The following is a 22799-nucleotide window of genomic DNA, read 5'->3' on the forward strand; positions in this document are numbered from 1 at the left end:
TAGGAGTGTAAGCTAAAAAACGAGCGCTGTCAAGGGATAGAGCCTTATAAAGAAGGATTCAGGCGTTCTGCTTGGTGATTTATTAAATCCCTCGAGAATTTAAATGCTATACTTCTTTTATTCCAAATAAAAGAGGTGTTATATGGACAAAATGGCCATCTGCATGCTGACAAAAACAGAAGGATTAGAGCGGCTGCTTGGCAGGCTTCCTGCAAACCATCCCGAATTGAAGCTTATCCAAAGCGAGTGGCATCGTTCCGCTTCGGGACAAAGAGGCGAAGGGCGGCTCGCTTCCCAATTCAAAGAATTTCAACTGGAAGAGCCGTTCTTTATGTTGTGGGACGTGAACTTGAAAATGGATAATTGGCCGGTTCAGATGGATGGCCTTCTACTGACTGGGCGCTGTGCCATCATCATTGAATCGAAAAACATCAGCGGCAACATTCATTTTGATGAACAGACCAGCGAGTTTTACCGGTTTGATGAAAACGGTTCAAAGACCGTGATGGAAGATCCCCGTGTCCAGCTGAACAAACATATCCGTTTTTTAACGGCATGGTTTAAACTTCGAAAAATCATCTTGCCGGTTCGCGGCTTGATCGTGTTCACCGCAAAAAAATGTGAGTTTATCGCCAAACCACCAGACGCTCCAATTTGCAAAACCTATCAGATGTCCGAGACCCTTTTGAAGATCTGGAGCGCTTCTCCCCCACAAACTCCAAGCCATAAACTTTCGAAAATCAAAAAAATACTTCTCTCTAACCAAACCCCTTTTAAGCAAATTCCATTATGCAATAGGTATTTTATTCAAGCAGACGATTTAAAAACCGGGGTGTATTGCCGCGTGTGCCAGTCGTATGGAATGCAGCGGGTTAAGCGGAGCTGGCAATGCCGGCATTGCGGAGAACGCGACAGCACAGCGCATTTTCTCGCGGCACAGGAATACTTTACGCTCGTGAGCAGTGTGCTGACCAATCAAGAGTTCAGGCGTTTTTGCAGGATAGAATCGCCTTTTGTGGCTTCACGTCTCCTGAGTCAGCTCGACTTGGAGACAATAGGCAAATTGAAAATGCGTTCATATAAATTGAAGGAAATTGAGTAAGCTTTTTGCCTTGGGCAAGAAGCTTTTTTATGTCGAATTTTGTTGAACGCAAATAAAGCCATTCTGAACGCAAATAAAAGTTTTTAAGCGCAAATAAAACTCCACGAATGCAAATAAAAAAATTTAAACGCAAATAAACCGGTCCGCCACAGCCCTCCATCGCATTTCCGTCCTTCCCCCGACTTTTGAACGTATATCCAGCTCTTTCCCATTCGAAAACAAACCCACAAATGGAAAAAGCAATCGACTCCGCGATTGCTTCCTAAAAAGAGGTGTTTTTCGTTTACGAAAAACACCAAAAAAGAAAACCTCCGCCCGCAGACGAAGGTTTTCTTTCAAATCAATATATGCTTACATAAACATTCCGGCAATGGCTGCACTCAAAAGTGAAGCGAGCATCCCTGCCGCAACCGCACGGATACCTAAACGCGCGATATCAGGACGTCGGCTAGGCGCCAATGCACCAAGTCCGCCAAGCAAAATAGCCAATGAGCTCAAGTTAGCGAAACCACATAGGGCAAAGCTGACAACGATTACCGTCTTAGGCGATAAGTCTGGAATTTGAGGAGCAAAAGAAGTGTACGCAACAAATTCGTTGAGCACCAATTTTTGTCCGATAAAGCTACCAGCTTGTACCGCTTCCGCCCAAGGCACACCAATGGCCCAAGCAAGTGGTGCGAAGATAACACCCAGAATCGCTTGGATGGTCAAACCTTCAGTACCAAACCAAGAGCCGATTCCGCCAAGCATGCCGTTCAACAAAGCGATCAAAGCGATGAACGCAAGCAGCATTGCGCCGACGTTCAAGGCCAATTGCAACCCGTCAGCCGCGCCGCGTGCAGCAGCGTCAACAACGTTTACCGAGGCGTTGTCTTTTTCCATCACCACGTCTTCTCGTTCTGAAACATCTTCTGTTTCCGGAATCATGATTTTAGCCATGATTAAACCGGCTGGTGCAGCCATGAAACTTGCCGCCAATAAATATTCGAGAGGCACTCCTAGAAGTGCATAACCAGCTAAAGTTGAACCGGCTACTGATGCCAGACCCCCGGTCATTACAGCAAACAACTCAGATCTGGTCATTCCCGCGATAAACGGACGGATGACAAGCGGCGCTTCCGTCTGGCCAACGAAAATATTCGCTGCAGCTGAAATCGATTCCGCTTTACTGGTGCCAAGAAGTTTTGATAATGCGCCACCTATTATTTTAATAACCACCTGCATGATACCCAAATAGTAAAGCACCGAAATCAAAGACGAGAAGAAAATGATAATCGTCAATACCTGAAACGCGAATACAAAACCGAATCCTCCGACATCAGCAGCTGGGCCGAATACGAAAGCGATCCCTTCTCCAGCGTAGTCAATGACGTTCTGTACGAGACCTGAGAACCATAAAAGACCGGCTCTTCCCGCTTCCCATTCAAGAACGATAAATGCAAATGTAACTTGGATAGCTAAACCGCCAAGAATGGTTCTTGGCTTGATGGACTTCTTGCCACTTGATAATAGAAAGGCGATTCCCAAAACAACGAATACACCAAAGATGCCCCACAATAAATTCACAACTTCACCTCATTAGTTTTTTCAGCTTGAAACGCTTACATTTCAGCCCGGCAGTTAATTTATTTTTTTACTGTCGTCAGACATCTTACCAAATCTATAAAAAGAAGTAAATGGCTATCCTGTGACAAATTATTATCCAAAATATTGTTATAATGCAATGAAAATTCTAACAAGTTCAAGCTGAAAATCCTCTTAGGCTTTTTTCTTAGACGGTTCTGCTTTTTTAAGAAAAAAAGCCATTATTACACCAATAGCGCTTAAAACTCCTACTACTGCAAAAGAAATATTAACGCCCCGCACCAGCCCTTCGGCGCCATATTGCTGAGGATCAAGTGCTGTTCCCGTCATGATGGTGACAAGCAGCGCAGTGCCGATCGAACCGGATACTTGGCGCATCGTGTTGCTCATAGCGGTGCCATGAGGAATGAGGCGCTCAGGCAACTGATTGAGTCCGGCAGTTATAACAGGCATCATGACCATCGACACACCGAACATCCGAATGGCGTGCATCACGGTTAAATAAGTAAAAGAAGTAGTGGTCGTCAACACGGAAAACTGGAAAGTTGAGACCGTGACAATCAATAATCCGACGACCGCCAGCCATTTCCCTCCGACCGCATCGAATATTTTTCCCGTGACCGGATTCATGGCTCCCATGACGATTGCACCCGGCAACAGCATCAAACCCGATTCAAAAGCTGTAAAGCCATGCATGTTCTGCATATAGATCGGCAAAATCGTAGCACTGCCGATCATTGAGACAAAAACGATAATACTCAATATTGTTGAAAGTGTAAAAATGCCATAAGAAAATACCCGGAATTCAAGCAGCGGCTTCTTCAATTGGAATTGGCGGTGGATAAAGAAGAACAGCGAAATGACTCCGACTGCAATCGACAAGATGACCGGCCAGCTGCCCCACCCGTTATTGCCGGCACTTGAAAAGCCATACAGAATCCCGCCAAAGCCGAATGTCGATAAGATAATAGACGGAATGTCGAGGGCCGGAAAAGTTTGCTTGGTGACATTGCGCAAGAGAAAATATCCAAGAACAAAATCAATGACCGCAATTGGAATAACGATATAGAAAAGTGCACGCCATGGGTATTGCTCCACGATCCACCCTGATAAAGTCGGACCGAGCGCCGGCGCAAAGGAAATGACCAGACCGAACAAGCCCATTGCCTGCCCTCGCTTTTCGACCGGATAAATAATAAAAAGGATGGTCTGGGTCAACGGCATCATAATCCCTGCACCAGAAGCCTGGATAATGCGTCCAACCATCAAAAGCGGAAAACCTGGAGCAAATGCGCAAATGATGGTGCCTGCAGCAAACAAGCCGATGGCCGTCAAAAACAGGCGGCGCGTTGAAAACTTGCCGATTAAAAATGCCGTAATGGGAATCATAACCCCGTTTACGAGCATGAAAACCGTTGTCAGCCATTGTGCGATGTTTGCATTAATATCCAAATCCCGCATGATGTGAGGCAAAGCGGTGGCAAGCAAAGTTTGATTCAATATCGCTACAAAAACACCGGCCATCAAAACGGCCAGAAACGGTCCTTTGCGGAAATCTTTATCCAGCACCGATTGCTGGGCATTTCTCATTGCCCCTCACCTCCGCAAGTTGAAGTGGAAATCCACCCGTACTGCTGAATAGCCTGTGACACTGTAAAAAAACGTACAGCTTTTCAGCTGCGAAAACTTCTTTATTTAAGGGTTCGAGAATTTATGAGAAGAAAGCTTTAACCAAAAAGACGGACCGGATTTCTCCGGTCCATTGGCTATAAAGGCTGATGCGTCGTTTTGTGTTTCATGTAATACGCTGCCGCAAAGATAGCAATCGGCACTAAAATACTGAACCGGAACCAAATGCCATCATCACCCATAAAAATCAGGATTGTTGGCAGCAGAATGGCGGTTCCGCTCCACATAAGCGCTTTCCATGAACTTTTCCATAATCCGTAGACAAACAAGATGACCGAGGCAATGACCAGCGACCAGAGCAGAATCCCCATTAAAAAGAGACTCATCCGTTGTTCCTCCCCAACCTTATTTTTCCCGCTCCTGCACTCAAGAGGCTGAAAAACTTTCCCGCTGAGTGAAGTTTCTCTAGTTATTTACTTTTCTATACCCATTTCATTCCTAATTCAACGCCTTTTAAAAAGAAAAAAGCCGAACGGCGTGAAGACGTTCGGCTTAGCGGATTTCCTATAGATTTTTTAAAAACAGGCGAATGACATCGGCGCTGCCAATAATATTGCCGGCTGCTGTTCCGAGATTCGTCAAGACGACCACCAGCAGGACACGGGTGACTTTATTGTCCCAAAAGCCTTTAATGGTAAACACATCTTTCGACAAGGTCTCAAAGTCGCCGACATTCGGACGGCGGATATAAGCCTGCATGAGTCCCGAGAACCACCCCGCCGCAAGAAGCGGATGCAAGGCGCCAACCGGCCCTCCGACGAATGCCGTAAGAATTGCCAGCGGATGGCCGAATGCCAGCGCCGCCCCAATTGCTCCCAGCGAAGCCGTCCACAAAATCCAGCTGATGGTGCCATCAATGCCGGCCTGCGGATTGTTATAGAACGTGATCGCCAGTAAAGCAATCAATAAAATCGGCAGAGCCCAGCCAAGAATTTTCGGCCATTTCGACTTCGGCGGCACTTCAGACAGCGCTTTTAAGTCATGCTCGTTATGAATTTCTTTTGTAATGCCCGGCACATGAGCAGCGCCGAGAACGGCGACCACTTTATTGCCGGGTGCATCTTTGATTTTCTGCGCCAAGTACTGGTCGCGTTCATCAATCAGCGGCTTTTTCAATTTCGGGAATGACTGGGTGAAATCGTTGAGCACCGCATTCAATGTATCCTGTGATTTCATCTTTTCAAGATCTTCCTCAGAAATCGTTTCTTTGCTGAAAATGCTGAAGATGACAGAGGTCAATAGCTGGGCTTTCCCCATAAAACCGATATTGCTCCAAATCCGTGAAAACGTCACTTGGATATTGCGGTCCGCGAGCACCAGTTCAGCCCCTGTTTCCTTGGCGGATTCAATTCCTTGAATCATTTCCTGGCCCGGTTTGATGCCGAATTGATCCGCTATGCGGTTCTGGAAAGAGGAAATCGCCAGGTTCATCAGCAGCAGACTTGATTTCTTTTCTTTGATCACTTTAAAAATATCGGTTTCTTTCCACTTGCTGTTTTCGGTAACGGACTGATAGCGCTGGGCATCAAGCTCAATGCATACCGAGTCCGGCCGTTCCGCTTCTATGACTTGTTTGACCTGCTCGGCGCTTTGGCGGGAAACGTGTGCCGTGCCGATCAGGATCAGTTCGCGCCCATCAAGTTGTATGCGTGTAATATTATCTTCATGCATAAATTTTCTTCCTTCATAGAACTTAATTTCTTTCCGTTTTCACACGAAAAGACTGTCTATTTCAATAATGAATCACAATGCCAAAAATATCAATGCAACACTCTTCGTTCCGCTGTTTTTTTCAGCAGAAACGGTTACAGGTTTTTCGCATTGAACGTATCGCCGCCTTGGATCGTCCCCGCCTCGAAGCCTTTATAGAACCAGCTCTTGCGCTGTTCGGACGTTCCGTGCGTAAAGCTTTCCGGCACCACATAGCCGCGCGCCCGTTCCTGGATGGTATCGTCTCCCACTGCACTTGCCGCCGTCAATGCTTCTTCCAGATCCCCTGTTTCCAGGAGATTCATCCCTTGGGCATGGTGCGCCCAGACACCCGCATAATAATCGGCCTGCAATTCGAGCCTTACCTGCAGTTTATTGTAATCCTCTTCACTTAATTGATTGCGGAGCGGCTGGACCTGCTCCATAATGCCGAGCAGGTTTTGCACATGGTGCCCGACTTCATGCGCAATGACGTAAGCCATCGCAAAGTCGCCCGGCGCCTGGAATTGCTGCTGCAGCTCATTATAAAAACTTAAGTCAATATAAAGCTTCTGATCGCCGGGACAATAGAACGGTCCGACGGCTGCGCCTGCTGTACCGCAAGCAGAGTCAACGCTGCCATTAAAAAGCACGAGTGTCGGCTCGACATACTCCAAGCCCTGCTCGGCAAAAACTTCAGACCACACGGCTTCGGTATCCGCCAGCACAACCGAAACGAAATTTGCCAGTTCCTGCTCCTGCTCGGTTTTGACATAAGGTTCGCTCGACTGTGTGCCTGCGCCGGTGCCAAGTTCGTTCAGAAGGACACCCGGGTCCCCGCCAAGAAATGCCACCAGCAGGACGATAAGCAGTCCTCCGATTCCGCCTCCCGCTATCATCTTGCCGCCTGATGAACCCCGCCGGTCCTCGACGTTTCTGCTGCCTTGCCTGCCTTTCCATTTCATAAAATCTCTCCTCGCGAATTGCACTTTTTAAGCCTATACCCCAATTCATAGAAACTCTAATCCCACTTATTCGAGGCGGTAAACTAAAAAACGTTCGCGAATATCGCAGCTTGCTCCCGGCAGCAAAATCTCTTCCAGCAGTTCAAAAAGAGTCTGATGCTCCAAATAATCGATATAATCGTCCGACGGGAAAAACAGAATCACATCAACCGGACGCTGCACCTGCTCCACGGACTTCAAGATATTGTTGATAGCGGCCATGAAGATCTGAACCGAAAACGGATTAAAAAAATAAAACCGGTTGTCTCTTGCTTCAACTTTATAGTCTTGTGCCAGGCAGCAGCAAAAGTCGATTTTCCCTTTAGCATTTTTCCGCTTTTTCTCGTAAGCCGTCCGGTTATCGAGTGCTTCCTTGTAAAAGGTTTCGTCCATCTCGACTCCCACCGTTTCCGCTCCGAATAAATATTGAACGTAAAAATTCAGACGGCCCTTGCCGCAGCCGTAGTCAACGAGCCGGTCTTCCTTGGACAGCCTGTAATGGCTAAAAAGGATTTCCAGTAAGGCATAAGGCGTCGGCTCATAGCGGTTGTGGTGAAGCGACTCATGGAAGCCTTGCTGGTTTTCGGAAGTCCGGATATTCAACATTTCGTCGTATTGGCGTTCGTTCACTGTCATCCACTCCATTCCAATAAAATAATAATTCCGGCTCTTGCAATCGCGCAAAGAGTTTGGTATGGTGAAGCTAATTCAATATTTTCTTGCTCCAGATTTTATGGAGTGAGGATAGAGGTGCAAAAACCATCAGTATATAAATCGAGGAGTATGAGCTCCGATGACGTTTATGGAAAGGGGGATTTGCCGAAGCGGTTAGACACTCATAGTCGACTCCGCTGGGTCTGCATCTAATAAATGCAGGACTGTCATATAGGCGACTATATGGAGGGCTATCTGACGCAAAGAAACGGTGGATAAACATTGTTTCTACGGCAGCAACGAGACCCTCGTTGCTGCTTTTTTGTTTCTTTTTATTATGCGACTGGTCCATCACCTCTGATTCTATGACAAAAAACTAAGAAAAGGGTGGTATTATGAATTTCGGCCAAATCATCACAGCAATGGTTACTCCGTTTGACGCAAACGGGGAAATCGACTTTCCCGCAACTAAAAACCTAGTGGAGCACTTAATCGAAAACGGTTCAGATGGATTAGTAATTGCCGGCACGACTGGAGAATCGCCGACTTTGTCATCAGAAGAAAAAGTGAAACTATTTAAATTCGTAGTGGAAACTGTGAAAGGCCGAATTCCGGTCATCGCAGGAACGGGTTCGAACAACACTCGTGCATCTATCGCCTTGACTCGGCAAGCGGAAGACATCGGAGTCGATGGCATCATGCTCGTTACGCCGTATTATAACAAACCTTCACAAGAAGGCATGTTCCAACATTTTGAAGCGATCGCCGCGTCTACCCGCCTGCCAATTATGCTCTACAATATTCCAGGGCGCAGCGTCGTCAATTTATCCGTCGATACAGTCGTCCGTCTTTCAGCAATCGATAATATCGTCTCTATCAAAGAAGCGAGCGGCAATTTGGATGCTGCCGCGGAAATTATCGAACGCACACCGGATTCCTTCACGCTCTACAGCGGTGATGACAGTTTAACTTTGCCGATTCTTGCAATCGGCGGAAACGGCATCGTATCGGTCGCTGCCCATATCATCGGCAATGACATGAAAAATATGATCTCGAACTTCCGGAATGGCAATACCCAAGCGGCTGCAGCGGCACACCGCAAATTGCTGCCCGTCATGAATGCCTTGTTTGCCGCTCCGAATCCGGTTCCGGTAAAAACTGCTTTAAACCTCTCAGGCGTCCAAGTCGGCGGTGTCCGTTTGCCAATGATTCCTTTGAACGAGCAAGAAACCCTAACCTTGCAAGAGGTTTTATCAGCCCGTACTGTGAATTCTTAATAGATTGATACAAAACCGCTGAAGCCAGGACTTCAGCGGTTTTGATCTTGTAAAGAAACTTTTGTTATTTTCTCATTTCGCTCCAGGCGAACGCTTTCCGCGGGCACGGCTTCAGCCGCTTCCTTTGCTCCCGCGATTACTCGTCGCAAATTGAAAAAACATTCGCTGCGCTCAGTCCAGGGTCTTCAGCTTCCTTTTACTACTTTTAAAGACTCTCTAAAAGTGTAATTGTTTTGGAAAGCTCTCTAAAATATTTGTTCCTACTCTCCAGATATGGAGCCAAACGGCGGAGGAAAACATACTGTCTCTGCATCGCTGCGCTAGCTTCGAGACATGAAAGTGCGCTGCTCCTGCGCAAGCTCATCACAAAGCAATCGGCCGAAATGATTCGGCCGATTGTTTTGCAGCTGTTTTGCGGAATATCGGTTTAATGAATTAATATTAAAACAATTTTTTAGCTTTCTCAACAAACTTACAAAAACCCGCTGAAGCCAAGGCTTCAGCGGGTTTTTCATATACTCTATTTTGCTTCGGCCAATCTCTTGAAAGCCTGCTTCAAGCTTCCGCCAAGTGCCAGCTGGCTGACGTCAATGCCCAGCTGAATCATGGTCTGCGCGATTTCCGGCCGGATGCCGGTCAACACTGCCTGGACGCCGACAAGCTTCAGTGACTGCGTCAATTTAATAATTTGTTCTGCCACCATCGTGTCGACTTTTACTACGCCCGATAAATCAATAATAAGCGTGGAAACCTTTAAGCGTCCAGCCGCAAACAGCGATTGTTCCAAAATATGCTGTGCCCGGTCCACTTCAATGGCGCCTACAATCGGAAGGATTGCAATTTGGTCATTTACGGGAACAACCGGCGATGACAACTCGAGAAATTCTTTTCTGGCAGCAGCCAAGTTCTTCTGATAAGAATTGATGTAAGTCGAGCTGTACGAATAGGCAGCGTGGTCCAGCAATGAATGGAAAAATTCCATTGCTTCAAAAAGGATCTCAAGCGGCATTTCCTTGCGCACAGCTTCGGTTTTGATCACTTTGCCGATATGTTTCCGATAAAGGGACGTTTCCCCCAATGCGTCTGCAAGCGACATGCCCTCTTTCAGAAAATAATTCCCAGTCACGTCTCCCCATTGCGCTATTCCCTTGAAAACCGTTTCAGGGTCCAGGAAATTTTGAAGGGATTCCCCTAAAAGCCCGATAAAGTCCATTCGAAAATGAAGGACTGCTTCGAGAATATCTTTATATTGTTCCAGCTCTTCCTTGCTGGCATCTTTGATTGCTTCTTCTTGTATTAACTCGGCAATCAGGTTTTTATCTTCAATCACGCGTGAACCGAGCAATCTAATCTCTTTCTCCATCAGTACCTCCATAGCTATCGTTCATATTAGTTGAATTTATTATAACCGCCGGAGATGCATTCGGGTACTGTTATATCGATAATTTTTCGATTGCAGAAGTATCGCTGTTTCCCACAGGCTTCCTTAAGTAGGCAAGAATTTTCTCAATCGTTTCTTCTGCATGGCTGACATGCGGATTATGGCCCGTAGCATTCATGACCACATATTCGCTTTCCGGTATCTGGCTATGCACAAATTCCCCCGCTGTTTCAGGAGCGATCGCATCATTCTTCATCTGAAGAATCAACGTAGGCACTGATACTTTTTGGAGATCGCTGCGCACATCAGACAAAAATGTCGCTTCAGCAAACTGCCGCATAATGTCCGGGTCGTTCGAGCATAAAATCTGTTCGAACTCTTGGGCCAATTCCGGCCGGTCTCCGTTCTGCAGGACTACCGGTGCTAAATAATTTGCCCATTCTTTGTAATCCGTTTCCATCATCTTAAGCATTCCTTCAATATCCGCCCGTTCAAAACCGCCTTGATAGCCGGGTTCATTCAAATAATGGGCAGAAGGCCCAATCATGATTAAATCTTTTATCAGTTCCGGCCGGTCGATTGCTGCTAAAGCGCCGATCATGCTGCTGACCGAATGCCCGATAAAGACAACATTTTTAAGATTCAAGGCATCACAAAGCTCGATCAGATCCTGTTTGTAGCCATGCAATGTACTATAGCGTTCTTTTGAATATGCTTTCTTATCGCTTCGACCAGATCCTACGTAATCAAACAACACGACCCGGTATTTCGTTTCAAAGGCTGGAGCAATATCATCCCAGACATATTGGTCACAGCCAAAACCGTGGGCAAACACCAATACTTTATCACCTTGTCCAGAGCATCGTACATTATTTCGTTTGTTGATGTTCAAATCCAATTTCTACTCCACCTCCTGGACATAAAAAAATCATTTTCTTTAAAAAATTATTATTTACGCCATCTTTTCATTCTACCGAACTTCAGCGGAATTAAAAAGAAGAAGGCATTAGAAAAGCCTTTTCTGCTGAAAGAACTGAAAAGGCTTCATGGAAAAAGCGGTTCGGAAGCAACACCCTTACGTTACTGTAACCCGATTGCGGCCTGAATTTTTGGAAGTATATAATGCTTCGTCTGCACGCGCGAACAAAGAATCCGCATTGTCTTCATTCTCAAAAACCGCGACGCCAATGCTCACTGTCACCGGGACATGGAGCCATTCGGCATGCTCAATTTGGCGGCGGAGCTGTTCTGCAAAACTATGAGCCTCGCCTTTACCGGCGTCCGGCAATAAGATGACAAATTCCTCACCACCCATTCGGGAGACAATCCCTTGTGCACCGGTTTCATTCAGCAGCTTCCAGGAAAGTTCCTGCAACACTGCATCTCCCATCTGGTGGCCATATGTATCGTTGATCCGTTTGAAAAAATCTATATCGATCACAAGAAGAGACAGCGGCCTTCCAGCCTCCGCCTGTCCCGTCATTTCGGACAGGACCTCTTCCAGATACCGGCGGTTTTTCAAGCCGGTCAGCGGATCGGTTGTAGTCATCTGCTGCAGGCTGGCGTTCAATTCTTCTAGTTCGCGCTGTTTTTGCTCTACTTCATCCATCAAACTTTGGAGTTTCGCGTAGGCTTCAGCCGTTTCCTGATGAATTTTTTCCGCATTGCGTTTCGCCAGCAGCAATTCTTTTTCGTATTCGCCCCGCTCGGTCATCGGAATCAGCGCGCATTCGAAATGCCCATTCCTTTTTGCCGTATTCATCAGTACCGGAACCGGTCCCGCGGCACCTTTTATCGTCAAGAACATCTCGTTGACTTTCCCGTGAAGTGTGATGGAAGGCATAAAGTATGTTTGAAAATATACACGGGAAGCGGTCGTCAGCAATTCGTGGACATGTGTCGGCATGGGGCGTTCTGTACCGATCAATTCCCGCATAGCCAAGTTCATCTCGACAATGCGGTAGCTTTCTTCAATCACCAAATAGCAGAATGGCGCCAAATTCAATTGCTCTTCCATTCCCAAATCCCCTCTCTAGCTGTCCAAATATGCCTGTATCAGTTTCACCGTTTCTTCCGAATGGCTGATGTGCGGGTTATGCCCTGCCGCATCCATCACAATCAGCTGACTGTCTTTGATTTGTTCATGGACAAACCGGCCCACTTCCAGCGGCGCAATGGCATCAAACTGCGGCTGGAGAATCAGCGTCGGAACCGTAACTTTGGACAGTTCAGAACGGACATCCGATGTAAACGTCACTTCCGCGAAATTCCGTGCAATCACCGGGTCATTGGAACACAGGATCTGCTCGAATTCCTCCGCTAAATGCGGGCGGTCTTCATTTTGCATCACTACAGGCGCCAAGTATTTTGCCCATTCTTTATAATTGACTTCCATCATATCCAGCAGTTCATCAATATCGGACTTCTCAAAACCGCCGTAGTAATCCGATTCGTTTAGATAATAGGGAGAAGGTCCGATCATGACCAGCTTATCAATCATTTCCGGACGCTCGATGGATGCCAGCGCGCCGATCATACTGCTGACTGAATGTCCAATAAAAACGATATTTTCCAAGTTAAGAGCATCGCATAAATCGAGTAAATCCTGTTTATAGCCGTGCAATGTACCATAGCGCTCAGTCGAATAAGCGGACTTGTCGCTTTTTCCCGATCCAACGTAATCAAAGAGCACAACACGGTATTTATCTTCAAAAGCTGGTGCAATTTCACTCCAGACATACTGGTCGCAGCCAAACCCGTGGCCGAACACCAGCATTTGTTTTCCTTGTCCGAACACCCGGACATTGTTGCGTTTGATGATTTCTTCATACATCCTGTATTCACTCCTCCGGCAAACCCAAAAATCTATTCCATATCCATCATTGCATTAGCTTCAATAATATCAATCAAATAAGGAAACTGCTAACATTTATATCTATTTTACTGGATGAAAACGTAAAAATTGAATAGAAAGTTTCATAAAGTTCGACGAAAAACCGATGAAAATATGACTGAGTCATTTTCAGCCATCGTTTTTTACGTTTTCTTCTCTTGACTCGTTAAATTGATGATACAAAAAAACCAGCCGCATCACTCACCGGCTGATTTCTTCTTTTACCAGAATCGCAAAATGACTGATTTCAAGAATGCTCTTCCCGCTTCATCCGTTCGCGAATCCCGCCTTCCACTTCCGTACCAGCTTTCATCGGTTCATATAAAGAACCGGAATTCGGCTCCATGTGCGGTGCATCTTCAATGACTTTCTGCACAAACTTGGCATTCAAGGACTCGGTGGTTCCTGGCATTAAATGGCTTGATAAGACTGAAGCTTTCGATTTGGCGCCGACCGCCACCGACTCTTTTGGATTGTCGAGCAAGCCGACGATAGCATCGATGACCAGCTGAGGATCGTCCATCGGCTTCATTTCAGCGGCGTGCCCGGTATAATTCCCGGTATGGATAAACCACGGCGTATCCGTTGCCCATGGCATAACGTTGCAGACATGGATGTTTTCAAAGCCTTCCAGTTTCATTTCTTCGTTCAATGCAGCACTCAATCCGGCTACGGCATGTTTGGCGGCGCTGTAGCCGGTGTAATAAGGAAAGGCTATTTCGCTGGTAACCGAACCGAGGTTGATAAGGATGCCCTGCCCGGTCTCCTTGAAATGGCGCAGCGCAAAATGGCTGCCGTTAATGGTGCCTTTGACATTAACTTCAATGACGCGCTTTAAATCTTCCGTCGGGATGTCGGTAAAGGGTCCGATGGCACCGATGCCGGCATTGTTGATCCACACATCAATCTTGCCGAATGCCTCAAGCGCCTGTTCAAACAAATGGGCAATGTCCTGTTCGTTGCTGACATCGGTTGTAACCGCAATCGCCCGCGGCCCCAACTCTTCCGCAAGCGCTTCGATTAAACCGGTACGCCGTGCTGCCAGCACCACATTAGCACCTTCATCTGCCATCTGCCTGGCAACTCCTTTGCCGATGCCGCTGGAAGCGCCTGTAATGACCACCGTCATCCCTTCACGGGACGTTTTTTTAGGCATGATCAATTCCTCCCTCTCTTCAACAATTCTGTGCTGCATTTATTTCCGATCAGACATATTCTTTTCGAAGCGTTCACGCAAATCACCCATTACATCAGTCCCTTCTTGGCTCGGTTCAAACAAACTGCCTGAAGTTGCGGGAGCGGGAGGTGCCTCGTAAAGCATTTTGCCGAACAGTTCGCTGTTCATTTTACGGGTGGTTTTTGGCAATACACCACTTGAAAAGGCTGACCCTTTTACTTTTGCTCCCACTTCCAAGGTTTGCTGGGGACTGTCAATCTGGCTGATGATGGCATCTACTACCTGCTGCGGATCATCTGCCGGCCCTATGGCAATTTCATGGCCGCTGTAATTGCCGGCATGGGCAGTCCATGGTGTATCGGTAACCCATGGATCCACGGAACAAATATGGATGTCTTTGAAATCTTCCAGCCCCATCTCCTGATGCAGCCCGTTGCTGACCCCTGATACACCGTATTTGCTTGCGGTGTAGGCGGCTCCGAAAGCCAAGGGAACTTTACTGGCAAAAGACGAAACATTGATAAGCGTGCCGTATTTCTGTTTCTTGAATTGGCTCAGCGCAAAATGGCTGCCATAGAAAGTGCCCAGCAAATTGATTTCAATAGTGCGGTTGAGGTCTTTGAGCGGTGTATCGGTAAACGAGCCGAATGTCCCGATGCCGGCATTATTGATCCAGACATCAATTTTTCCGAATGACGACATCGCCGTTTCAAACAGCCGGGCGACGTCTTGTTGTTTGCTGACATCGGCCGTTACAGCAACCGTATTTGGACCGCATTCCTTTGCCAGCGCTTCGATTAAATTTGTTCTGCGGGCGGCAACCACCAAGTTCGCCCCTTCTCTTGCCAGCTGCCTGGCTACGCCTTTGCCGATGCCGCTTGAAGCTCCTGTAATGACCACTGTCAACCCGCTGCGAGACTGTTCATCTGCCATGCGAATCCCTCCTCTTATCGATGTCTTGTTTTCAGATTGTCATTTCTCTTCATCTTTTAACTTTCTCTTTAGCCGTTCACGCATTCTCCCTGAAACTTCCGTGCCGATCGGTTTCGGTTCATGCAGGCTGCCGGATGTCCTTTCCGCTTGCGGTGCTGACCGAAGCATGGCAAGCAATGACCTGCCGTTCAAGTATTCCACCACCTTCGGCATTAATTCATAGGAAGCGACCGCAGTTTTTGACTTGAAGCCGACATCCACATTCGGCTGCGGCTTGTCGATCAGCCCGATGATCACCTCAATGACTTTTTCCGGATCGTCCACTGGCCCGAGTATGATTTCATGGCCGCTGTAATTGGCAAGATGTTCCACCCACGGCGTATCCGTAACCCATGGATGGACTGTGCAGACATGGATATCGCTGTGTTTTTCCAGCTCCATCTCCTGGTATAACCCGGCGCTCATCCCGGTGATGCCGAATTTGGTGGCGGTGTAAGCCGCCCCGAAAGGCAGCGGGACTTTGCTGACAAAAGAAGACATATTGATGAGCGTACCGTATCCCTGGCTCTTGAACTGCCGAAGTGCCAAGTGGCTGCCGTACATCGTCCCAATCATATTGATATCTACGAGCCTGTTTAAGTCTTTCAAGGGCGTGTCCGTAAACGAACCGAGAATGCCAAGCCCAGCGTTATTGAACCAGACATCGACCGTTCCGAACTTTGACAAAGCCGTTTCCATCAACTCCACCATCTCTTTTTCATTGCTGATATCAGTTGTCACCGCCGTCGCATTCGACCCGCATTCCGCTGCCAATTCTTCAATCAGGTCCGTGCGGCGGGCGGCCAGCACTACATTTGCCCCTTGTGCCGCAAGCTTCTGCGCGACTCCTTTGCCAAATCCGCTCGATGCTCCAGTAATGACAATTGTCAGGCCTTGGCGTGATTTCTTCCTCGTCATCAGGAATCCCTCCATTGACGGTTCGAATAGTTTCAGGTGTTTCGAAAACCCACCACTTCAGTAAAACGTTTTGATATTACTAGAATCAGCAGGTTTTAGTGCAAAAAATAAAGCCGGCCAAACATTCAGGCCAGCTCTCTTACTTCTGCATTATTTCTATAATTGCTCAATTAATAACTCAGCGCTTTCTCATACAGCCATCTTTTTAAATTGCCAACTGATGGGAAAGAGACGGCTTCACCGGTAAGCTTATTTTCTGCCCGAATGATGACATCGAATTCATCCTGAATGAAAGACCATCCGTCTTCAATAAGAACACGCGTCATCTTTATTACCATGCTTGACCCTTTGATCATTTCCATCTTCACAGCCTCCCTTTCGTGATTGTGAAACCCATTATAATGCATTACTTTGAATTTTTCAGACTTTTCTATTAAATTACTTTTCTATTCCTTGTTTCTTCTTTTATTAAACCATCTTTTCCTAGTGCCTGTAAGAAAAATGCTCATAATATCCTGGCAATTCCGATGCATGTAATTTTATAGAAGGAATTCAATTCAAGATGCTTCTTTATCGCTATTTTTAAGTTGCCTCATTATTAAGAATGTTTAGCTCTTGGGTCATGGGGTACATAAAAAGTACCTTGCTTTTAAAAGGGATTCATCACCACAAGGAGGAATTCGTAATGGAAAAAAGAGGTAACAAACTTATAGGTGTATACGATGTACAGGCAGAGGTATTAAGCCAAGTAAACGAATTGAAAGCTCAAGGCCATAATGAAGATCATATGTATGTTGTGGCTCGGGACAATGATCAATTGAACATGATCCGGAGACAGACTGATGTAAACCTGGATACACAGGGAACCAGCCAACAGCAAGATGAAGGATTTATGGGGAAATTCGTAAACTTCCTTTCAGGCGACGACAATACGCGCAGCGTCTTCGACAATATGGGACTTGATCCTGCGGACAGAGACGCGTATTACCATCAAGTGGAAAACGGGAAAATCCTGCTTTATGTAGACGACGAATATAGTGATTCTTACCAAAACTACAGCGATAGATCTCGCCGCGATTCAGCAGTGACGGGCACAGCAACTGATGCACCGTTTGCTACAGGCAGAACAACGGATTCTACTTATGACTCAACAGACAGCAGATTTGGTACAACCGGAGAAACTGAAGATGAACGGCTGCGCCTTCACGAAGAACGCTTGAATGTCAATACGGAACGGGTGCAAACCGGTGAAGTGAATGTCGGCAAACACGTCGTGGAAAGCAACCAGTCAATCGAAGTTCCAGTAGAACGTGAAGAAGTGTATATCGAGCGCCGCCCAGTAAACGAAGAAGTAACGGGTACTGCTGCTTACGAAGATACTAACGATACAATCCATGTTCCACTTTCTGAAGAACGTGTGGAAGTGACGAAAAAAGACGTCGTGACTGAAGAAATTGTTGTCGGCAAACGTAAAGTCCAAGACACTGAAACAGTTAACGAAACGGTGCGCCGTGAAGAAGCGGATATCGATGAAACCGGCCAGATCAAAAGAAAAGATAAAAACAAAGACCGTTTCTAATCCAATATATTAATAAAAAGGCAGCCTTCAACGGCTGCCTTTTTTTCGTTTCTATTAGGTTTTCGTCTGAATAGCAACGATGCCGTAATAAATGCCATCGACAGACGTATAGTTGATCTGTTCAAATATGGCCTTAAACCCGGCTTCGCTTAGCAACTCTTCCCACTCTCCCATAGAAAATAAGCCGGACTTCGCATGATCGTATTCCCTGAATACATTTCCATTCTCATCTCTCATGATATAGGCGTATTCGGTTTCTGTTATATGATCCTCAGGGTCGCTGTCATGGGTCCACTCCAAATAACGCATGCCACGTCCGTCTTTATCCACTCCCCCGTGGCTCGTTTCCGGCCGGAAAGTTTCCTTGAACTGGTCCGTCATAATGAACAGGATGCCGTTTTCGTTCAGGTGTCTTTTTGCATTGCGCATCACTTCCAGCAAATCCTCTTTGGTCGTTAAATACATAATCGCGTCATGGATGAATACGAGATCGAACTTGGCATCCAATGCCAAATTCCGCATATCTCCTTGAAAATGTTCGCACTCCGGATTCAACTTCCGGCTGACTTCAATCATATCCGGAGATAAATCAGTCAAGGTCATGGAAAACTGCTGTTTCAGATAAGAGGCGTTGCTGCCGCCTCCGGCCCCGAACTCCAATGCCGTTTTAATATTTGGATGATAGCGCCGGAGAATTTCCAGGTAAAGCGAAGCTTCTTCTTCGTATTCTGTATGGGGAGACATCAACGGCCACCACTCTGCCAATTCCTTGTACAGTTTCATCGCTTGCTCCTCCGCCTTCCATTTTAAAATTGATTGAACTATAAGGCCATTTCTTCTGCTTGTCAATACCGCATGAAAGCCCCGCTTTTATGGATTGAGAATGAGTTTTTAGGGAATCATGGGGGTAAAGAGAAACTCAATCAGTGGGTTCTTCCCGCTGATTGCTAGTTGATCCAATCGGACTTTTACGGACAGTGGATTCCGCTCGGAGAAGCGGGAGCCTTACTGCCCGTTAAAGCGGGGTAAAGAGAAACTCAATCAGCGGAGGTTCTTCCCGCTGATTGCTAGTTGATCCAACGGGATTTTAAAGTAGAAGATAACCTGGAAAAGGAGTGGATTTCATGCTGTTTGAAAACTTCCGGCAGACCACAATCAATAATGGCGATGTGCAGATCAATCTTCGCTATGGAGGTGAAGGTCCGCCGCTTCTGCTGCTTCATGGACATCCGCAAACTCACGTCATGTGGTATTTGATCGCTCCTCTTCTTGCCAAAGATTTTACTGTGGTTATGCCCGACCTCAGAGGTTACGGCGACAGTTCCAAACCGGAATCAGCCGAAGACCATTCCACTTACTCCAAAAGGGAAATGGCGAAAGACCAAATCGCCGTTATGAAAGAGTTGGGATTCGAGCGATTTTCCGTTGCCGGGCATGACCGGGGAGCGCGCTGCGCTTACCGGCTGGCACTTGATTTTCCGGATGCTGTGGAAAAGCTGGCGGTGATGGACATCATTCCGACCGGTGAAACGTTCCGGCGGACTGACAAGGATTTTGCCATGGGTTATTGGCACTGGTTTTTCCTCGCTCAGCCGTTCGATTTCCCGGAACGCGTCATCGGCCAGAATCCGGCTAACTTCTATTTCCAGGGCACGCGGCATTTGTTTCACCCTGAAGCACTCGCCGAATACTGGCGCGCCATCCATAAGCCCGGCACCATCCATGCGATGTGCGAAGATTACCGGGCGGCAGCCTCCATCGACAGTGAAATCGATGAACAGGACCGGGGAACCCGTAAAATCGCCTGCCCCAATCTCGTGTTATGGGGGGACAAAGGCTCTTTGCCGAAATGGTACGACGTACTGGAGGTGTGGCGTGAATGGGCTGACGATGTAAATGGGCGCGGCATCGGCTGCGGCCATTACTTGGCAGAGGAAGCACCGGAAGAAACATATGAGGAACTTTTACGTTTCTTGAAAAATTGATAGAGGAAATGCCATACCGAAACAAAAAAGCATGCGATTCTTCGGCGCTGTTTTGAGAAACGCTAACTGTCATGCTGAAAGATGAGGCAACTTCACTGCTTGTTAAATTTCCGCAATCATAAGGCTGGCCAGCAAACGGTCAGCCTTTTTTTACTGCGCCTGCTTCTGGATTTGATTATATTTCATTTTCGTAAAATTCAGATATTTAGATTGACACATGCTAATAGTATTGGTATTTTTGAATTAAGTTTGCAAGAAGAACTAATTCTATTTAACCACTATAGAGTCCGATTCGCTTTCCCTTCATCCAGAAGTTCGTACATTCAAAATTTCTTAGACCATAAAACGAAACCCATAGGAGGTTATCAAATGAAAAAATCAAACAACAAAAAGATTTTAATTCTCAGCGGAATTTCTCACATGATTGACGTGGTGGAAACAGCGAAAAAAATGGGCTTTTATACAATCGTGACCGATAAAGCTCCCGGTTCACCAGCAAAAGCCTATGCTGATAAATCCTACGATGTCAGCACGGCCGACATGGACCGCCTGGCAGAAATCGCACAGGAAGAACAAATTGATGGTGTATTCAACGGCTTTGATGATTTGAATACATGGAATGCACTGGCACTGTGCGAAAAATTAGGCCTCCGTTATTACGCTACAAAAGAACAATTGGAAATTTGCTCGAATAAAGACCAGTTTAAAACGTTCTGCCGCAGCTTTAATGTGCCAGTCATTGAGGAGTATGCGATTGATGAAAGCTTAACAAATGACGGATTTGATAATCTAAAGTACCCGGTCATTGTTAAACCAGTTGACAGCTATGCCAGCCAAGGCATTACGGTTTGCTACAATCTCGAGGAACTCGTGGCAGGTTATGAAAAAGCACTAAGCTATTCGAAATCCCAAAAAGCGATTGTCGAACCATTTATCGATACTCCATATGGAACAATGATGTACTATACCGTACAAAACGGTGAAGTTTATTTATCGGCCGTCACTGACAGACATGTTCATAAACAGGCAAAAGAGCATCCTCCTTTGCCGATTGCAGTTGCATTCCCCTCGCGCCATAAAGAACTATATCTGGAAAAAGTGGATCCTCAAGTGCGCGAGATGATCCGGGCAATGGAAATCGAAAACGGCGTCTTGCTGATTCAAGCACTTTTTGAAGACGATGAGTTTTATATCTATGAAATGGGTTTCCGCATCAGCGGATCGCAGCATTACACCATTGTTGAAAAGCAGACTGGAGTCAACTTGCTCGAAATGATGCTTGACTATGCCGTTGGCGAAGATATCAGCAAATACGATATCTCTTCATTTGACAATAGCTATATGCCTTTTCCGTCCTGCAATCTGCCTATTTTGCTGACGGATGGCGTTATTGCTGAAATCAATGGACTGGATGAAATCTTGTCGATGCCCGGTGTTCTCACTGCTGTCATCAATAGAGAAGTGGGAGATGAAGTCAGCCAGACAGGATCCTATGCTCAAATGTTTGGCAGATTCAATATTGCCGAAGATTCATTGGAAGCACTCCACGAGACCATCGAAACCCTTTACAATAAACTGCAGATTATCTCGTCCGAAGGCCGTGACATGACTTTGGTGAAATACCGCCCCATTGAAAATCCGGTATATGAATAAAGAAAACTTCAATTAGCGGGATTGTTCTCATCACTGCTGATTGTTAGTTGACCATTCAGACTTTGACTGTCCCGGTAAAGTGGGATAAACGCCAATTCTCCGCGCATCTCAAAACAGGCTGCCTCCGAAGGCAGCCTGTTTTCCATGTCTTTCACTGTTTGGCGGTATACTTCTTAACTGCCGGCAGAATCTCATTGCCGATCATTTCAATATTCCGCATCAAGCGGCCAAACGGCACTCCGCCGAAATCCATCTGGGCGATATAGCGCTGATGGCCGAACAGTTCATGCTGGTAAAGGATTTTCTCAATAATTTGCTGCGGGCTGCCGATATTCATGACATCATGCGGATGGGCACCTTGGAAAAAGTGGGGCTTTGGATAACCCCGGCCGTTTGTCAGCATCATGCCTTTGTCCACATGGGGATGAATTTCCTCGAATGCCTGCTGCGTGGTTTCAGCAGCATGGAAAAACCCTGCAGTGGCAACCGGTAGTGCCGCCGGATCAAAACCGCTTTCTGCGGCCGCTTCCCGGTAAACGTCCACCGTATGCTTAAAACTTTGCGCCGGTCCGCCAAGAGTGGCAAGCATCATCGGGACTCCTACATGCCCGGCTTTGATGGCACTTGCCGGATGTCCGCCGACCGCCCGCCAAATCGGCAAAGAGCCGTTCAAGGGACGAGGAATCACCCGTGCATTGCGGAGAGGAGCACGGAACTGGCCGTTCCAATTGACCGTTTCCTGCTCATTGATCTGCAGCAGCAGCGCAAACTTTTCTTCATACAATTCTTCGTAGTCCTGAACATCATAGCCAAGCAGTTCGAAAAGGCCGATGCGCGATGCCCGCCCAGCGATGATTTCCGCGCGCCCTTTCGAGATGAGGTCGATGGTCGCGAAGTCTTCATAGACACGAACAGGGTCCGATGTGCTGATGATGGTCGAGGAACTGGAAATTTTAATCTTGTCGGTCGCTTGTGCGATTGCCGCAAGCACTATCGCATGGGCCTGGGTTGCAAAATACTCCTGATGGCTTTCACCGACGCTGAAAAAGTCGATGCCGGCTTGTTCCGCAAGTTTTGCCAGTTCAATGATTTGCGTGATGCGCTCTCCGGCAGAAATCCGTTCGCCGGTTTGCGGGTCGGGAATATGGTCTCCGAGTGTATACAGGCCGAATTCCATGCCGTCTTTTTGGTTGATGCGGTATTTTTCCATGTTCTCAATCCCTCCATGTTGGCTCTAATGGT

At 46.8% G+C, this 22799-nt stretch carries 21 protein-coding genes and 1 riboswitch; of the genes, 5 read left to right on the forward strand and 16 right to left on the reverse strand.

Features of this window, described 5'->3' with window-relative positions:
* Window positions 1-142: 142 nt before the first annotated feature.
* Window positions 143-1102 carry a nuclease-related domain-containing protein gene (locus ACSFXN_RS03360; protein ID WP_437148776.1) on the forward strand — a complete coding sequence of 320 codons (960 nt, stop codon included), beginning with the start codon at window positions 143-145 and terminating at the stop codon, window positions 1100-1102.
* 351 nt (window positions 1103-1453) lie between these two features.
* Here ACSFXN_RS03360 and ACSFXN_RS03365 read toward each other — a convergent pair whose 3' ends face one another.
* The 6 genes from ACSFXN_RS03365 to ACSFXN_RS03390 form a co-directional block, all read right to left on the reverse strand.
* Window positions 1454-2668, reverse strand: a complete 1215-nt coding sequence (locus ACSFXN_RS03365; protein WP_437148777.1) for a NupC/NupG family nucleoside CNT transporter — start codon at window positions 2666-2668, stop codon at window positions 1454-1456.
* 192 nt (window positions 2669-2860) lie between these two features.
* Window positions 2861-4276, reverse strand: coding sequence for an MDR family MFS transporter (locus ACSFXN_RS03370; protein ID WP_437148778.1), 1416 nt, complete (start codon window positions 4274-4276; stop codon window positions 2861-2863).
* Window positions 4277-4452: 176 nt separating this feature from the next.
* Window positions 4453-4701 (reverse strand): hypothetical protein, encoded by a 249-nt coding sequence (locus ACSFXN_RS03375; RefSeq protein ID WP_437148779.1) that lies wholly within the window; start codon window positions 4699-4701, stop codon window positions 4453-4455.
* Window positions 4702-4879: 178 nt separating this feature from the next.
* Complete coding sequence (locus ACSFXN_RS03380; RefSeq protein WP_300990466.1) at window positions 4880-6046, reverse strand: TraB/GumN family protein; 1167 nt, start codon at window positions 6044-6046, stop codon at window positions 4880-4882.
* Window positions 6047-6180: 134 nt separating this feature from the next.
* The gene (ypfJ, locus tag ACSFXN_RS03385) at window positions 6181-7029 is read right to left on the reverse strand and encodes a KPN_02809 family neutral zinc metallopeptidase (RefSeq protein ID WP_437148780.1); all 849 of its coding nucleotides are present in this window, start codon (window positions 7027-7029) and stop codon (window positions 6181-6183) included.
* A 66-nt stretch (window positions 7030-7095) separates the two neighbouring features.
* Window positions 7096-7698 carry an SAM-dependent methyltransferase gene (locus ACSFXN_RS03390; RefSeq protein WP_437149152.1) on the reverse strand — a complete coding sequence of 201 codons (603 nt, stop codon included), beginning with the start codon at window positions 7696-7698 and terminating at the stop codon, window positions 7096-7098.
* 107 nt (window positions 7699-7805) lie between these two features.
* A riboswitch (Lysine riboswitch) is annotated at window positions 7806-7984 on the forward strand.
* Window positions 7985-8117: 133 nt separating this feature from the next.
* Here ACSFXN_RS03390 and dapA point away from each other — a divergent pair.
* The gene (dapA, locus tag ACSFXN_RS03395) at window positions 8118-8999 is read left to right on the forward strand and encodes a 4-hydroxy-tetrahydrodipicolinate synthase (RefSeq protein WP_437148781.1); all 882 of its coding nucleotides are present in this window, start codon (window positions 8118-8120) and stop codon (window positions 8997-8999) included.
* Window positions 9000-9519: 520 nt separating this feature from the next.
* Here the strand turns inward: dapA and ACSFXN_RS03400 are convergent.
* The 8 genes from ACSFXN_RS03400 to ACSFXN_RS03435 all read right to left on the reverse strand — a co-directional run bounded on the left by ACSFXN_RS03400 (window position 9520) and on the right by ACSFXN_RS03435 (window position 16702).
* Complete coding sequence (locus ACSFXN_RS03400) at window positions 9520-10362, reverse strand: STAS domain-containing protein (protein ID WP_437148782.1); 843 nt, start codon at window positions 10360-10362, stop codon at window positions 9520-9522.
* A 70-nt stretch (window positions 10363-10432) separates the two neighbouring features.
* Complete coding sequence (locus tag ACSFXN_RS03405; protein WP_437148783.1) at window positions 10433-11278, reverse strand: alpha/beta fold hydrolase; 846 nt, start codon at window positions 11276-11278, stop codon at window positions 10433-10435.
* A 177-nt stretch (window positions 11279-11455) separates the two neighbouring features.
* Window positions 11456-12397: a GGDEF domain-containing protein gene (locus ACSFXN_RS03410; protein ID WP_437148784.1), complete on the reverse strand. Its 942-nt coding sequence runs from the start codon at window positions 12395-12397 to the stop codon at window positions 11456-11458.
* Between the two features lie 15 nt (window positions 12398-12412).
* Window positions 12413-13213: an alpha/beta fold hydrolase gene (locus ACSFXN_RS03415; protein WP_437148785.1), complete on the reverse strand. Its 801-nt coding sequence runs from the start codon at window positions 13211-13213 to the stop codon at window positions 12413-12415.
* 307 nt (window positions 13214-13520) lie between these two features.
* Window positions 13521-14429 carry an SDR family NAD(P)-dependent oxidoreductase gene (locus ACSFXN_RS03420; protein WP_437148786.1) on the reverse strand — a complete coding sequence of 303 codons (909 nt, stop codon included), beginning with the start codon at window positions 14427-14429 and terminating at the stop codon, window positions 13521-13523.
* A gap of 39 nt (window positions 14430-14468) precedes the next feature.
* Complete coding sequence (locus ACSFXN_RS03425) at window positions 14469-15383, reverse strand: SDR family NAD(P)-dependent oxidoreductase (protein ID WP_437148787.1); 915 nt, start codon at window positions 15381-15383, stop codon at window positions 14469-14471.
* Between the two features lie 39 nt (window positions 15384-15422).
* On the reverse strand, window positions 15423-16340 hold the full coding sequence (locus ACSFXN_RS03430; protein WP_437148788.1) for an SDR family NAD(P)-dependent oxidoreductase: 918 nt from the start codon (window positions 16338-16340) through the stop codon (window positions 15423-15425).
* A gap of 170 nt (window positions 16341-16510) precedes the next feature.
* Window positions 16511-16702, reverse strand: coding sequence for a hypothetical protein (locus ACSFXN_RS03435; protein WP_437148789.1), 192 nt, complete (start codon window positions 16700-16702; stop codon window positions 16511-16513).
* A 323-nt stretch (window positions 16703-17025) separates the two neighbouring features.
* Between ACSFXN_RS03435 and ACSFXN_RS03440 the strand changes: the two genes are divergently transcribed.
* Window positions 17026-17919: a DUF2382 domain-containing protein gene (locus ACSFXN_RS03440; RefSeq protein WP_437148790.1), complete on the forward strand. Its 894-nt coding sequence runs from the start codon at window positions 17026-17028 to the stop codon at window positions 17917-17919.
* Window positions 17920-17973: 54 nt separating this feature from the next.
* Here the strand turns inward: ACSFXN_RS03440 and ACSFXN_RS03445 are convergent, their stop codons facing one another.
* Window positions 17974-18702, reverse strand: a complete 729-nt coding sequence (locus ACSFXN_RS03445; protein WP_437148791.1) for a class I SAM-dependent methyltransferase — start codon at window positions 18700-18702, stop codon at window positions 17974-17976.
* Between the two features lie 341 nt (window positions 18703-19043).
* On the opposite strand from ACSFXN_RS03445, the gene ACSFXN_RS03450 reads away from it, so the two are divergent.
* Window positions 19044-19904, forward strand: a complete 861-nt coding sequence (locus ACSFXN_RS03450; protein ID WP_437148792.1) for an alpha/beta fold hydrolase — start codon at window positions 19044-19046, stop codon at window positions 19902-19904.
* 369 nt (window positions 19905-20273) lie between these two features.
* Window positions 20274-21557 carry a hypothetical protein gene (locus ACSFXN_RS03455; protein WP_437148793.1) on the forward strand — a complete coding sequence of 428 codons (1284 nt, stop codon included), beginning with the start codon at window positions 20274-20276 and terminating at the stop codon, window positions 21555-21557.
* A 151-nt stretch (window positions 21558-21708) separates the two neighbouring features.
* Here ACSFXN_RS03455 and ACSFXN_RS03460 read toward each other — a convergent pair whose 3' ends face one another.
* Window positions 21709-22767: an LLM class flavin-dependent oxidoreductase gene (locus tag ACSFXN_RS03460; protein ID WP_437148794.1), complete on the reverse strand. Its 1059-nt coding sequence runs from the start codon at window positions 22765-22767 to the stop codon at window positions 21709-21711.
* Window positions 22768-22799 lie beyond the last annotated feature (32 nt).

It is taken from the genome of Planococcus sp. 1R117A (assembly GCF_051417975.1).
GTDB classification, from domain to species: Bacteria; Bacillota; Bacilli; order Bacillales_A; family Planococcaceae; genus Planococcus; species Planococcus shenhongbingii.

Excerpts from the sequence above, each read along its gene's own strand:
- ACSFXN_RS03360 (WP_437148776.1), top strand. The coding sequence starts at position 143 with ATGGACAAAATGGCCATCTGCATGCTGACAAAAACAGAAGGATTAGAG.
- ACSFXN_RS03370 (WP_437148778.1), bottom strand. The coding sequence starts at position 4,276 with ATGAGAAATGCCCAGCAATCGGTGCTGGATAAAGATTTCCGCAAAGGA.
- ACSFXN_RS03375 (WP_437148779.1), bottom strand. The coding sequence starts at position 4,701 with ATGAGTCTCTTTTTAATGGGGATTCTGCTCTGGTCGCTGGTCATTGCC.
- ACSFXN_RS03380 (WP_300990466.1), bottom strand. The coding sequence starts at position 6,046 with ATGCATGAAGATAATATTACACGCATACAACTTGATGGGCGCGAACTG.
- ypfJ (WP_437148780.1), bottom strand. The coding sequence starts at position 7,029 with ATGAAATGGAAAGGCAGGCAAGGCAGCAGAAACGTCGAGGACCGGCGG.
- dapA (WP_437148781.1), top strand. The coding sequence starts at position 8,118 with ATGAATTTCGGCCAAATCATCACAGCAATGGTTACTCCGTTTGACGCA.
- ACSFXN_RS03400 (WP_437148782.1), bottom strand. The coding sequence starts at position 10,362 with ATGGAGAAAGAGATTAGATTGCTCGGTTCACGCGTGATTGAAGATAAA.
- ACSFXN_RS03410 (WP_437148784.1), bottom strand. The coding sequence starts at position 12,397 with ATGGAAGAGCAATTGAATTTGGCGCCATTCTGCTATTTGGTGATTGAA.
- ACSFXN_RS03415 (WP_437148785.1), bottom strand. The coding sequence starts at position 13,213 with ATGTATGAAGAAATCATCAAACGCAACAATGTCCGGGTGTTCGGACAA.
- ACSFXN_RS03420 (WP_437148786.1), bottom strand. The coding sequence starts at position 14,429 with ATGCCTAAAAAAACGTCCCGTGAAGGGATGACGGTGGTCATTACAGGC.
- ACSFXN_RS03425 (WP_437148787.1), bottom strand. The coding sequence starts at position 15,383 with ATGGCAGATGAACAGTCTCGCAGCGGGTTGACAGTGGTCATTACAGGA.
- ACSFXN_RS03430 (WP_437148788.1), bottom strand. The coding sequence starts at position 16,340 with ATGACGAGGAAGAAATCACGCCAAGGCCTGACAATTGTCATTACTGGA.
- ACSFXN_RS03435 (WP_437148789.1), bottom strand. The coding sequence starts at position 16,702 with ATGGAAATGATCAAAGGGTCAAGCATGGTAATAAAGATGACGCGTGTT.
- ACSFXN_RS03440 (WP_437148790.1), top strand. The coding sequence starts at position 17,026 with ATGGAAAAAAGAGGTAACAAACTTATAGGTGTATACGATGTACAGGCA.
- ACSFXN_RS03445 (WP_437148791.1), bottom strand. The coding sequence starts at position 18,702 with ATGAAACTGTACAAGGAATTGGCAGAGTGGTGGCCGTTGATGTCTCCC.
- ACSFXN_RS03450 (WP_437148792.1), top strand. The coding sequence starts at position 19,044 with ATGCTGTTTGAAAACTTCCGGCAGACCACAATCAATAATGGCGATGTG.
- ACSFXN_RS03455 (WP_437148793.1), top strand. The coding sequence starts at position 20,274 with ATGAAAAAATCAAACAACAAAAAGATTTTAATTCTCAGCGGAATTTCT.
- ACSFXN_RS03460 (WP_437148794.1), bottom strand. The coding sequence starts at position 22,767 with ATGGAAAAATACCGCATCAACCAAAAAGACGGCATGGAATTCGGCCTG.